Genomic DNA, 361 nt, shown 5'->3' with positions numbered 1-361 from the left:
CGCCTCAGGTAGTAATAATTGTCTTCGTAGGCCGGAAACACGAAGCGGGTCGGCAGCTTCAGCCGCTCGGCGACGCTGGCCAGAAAGCGCCCTGCCAGTTCGCCCGTGACGCCGTAGTCTTCAGTTTCGCTGGCGATCAACGCGTCGTTGTGCCAGACCGGCTGGCCGTCCTTGCGCCAGAAGCAGTTCAGCGACCAGCGCGGCAGTTGCTCGCCCGGATACCACTTGCCCTGTCCGAAGTGCACGATGCCCAGCGGTGCGTAATGCGCCCGCATGCGCTGGAACAGCTCGGCTGACAGCTCGCGTTTTTTCGGGCCGAGCGCGGCGGTGTTCCATTCCGCGCCGTCACGATCATCAATGG

Annotated in this window: 1 protein-coding gene; it reads right to left on the bottom strand. The window is 63.7% G+C overall.

Going from position 1 to position 361, the window contains the following annotated elements:
• On the bottom strand, positions 1–361 hold a 361-nt coding region (locus tag EE949_RS09035), incomplete at both ends, for a transglutaminase family protein (protein ID WP_164666739.1).

It is taken from the genome of Pseudomonas viridiflava (genome assembly GCF_900602065.1).
Taxonomy (GTDB): Bacteria; Pseudomonadota; Gammaproteobacteria; order Pseudomonadales; family Pseudomonadaceae; genus Aquipseudomonas.
This window is presented reverse-complemented; position numbering and strand designations above follow the sequence as displayed.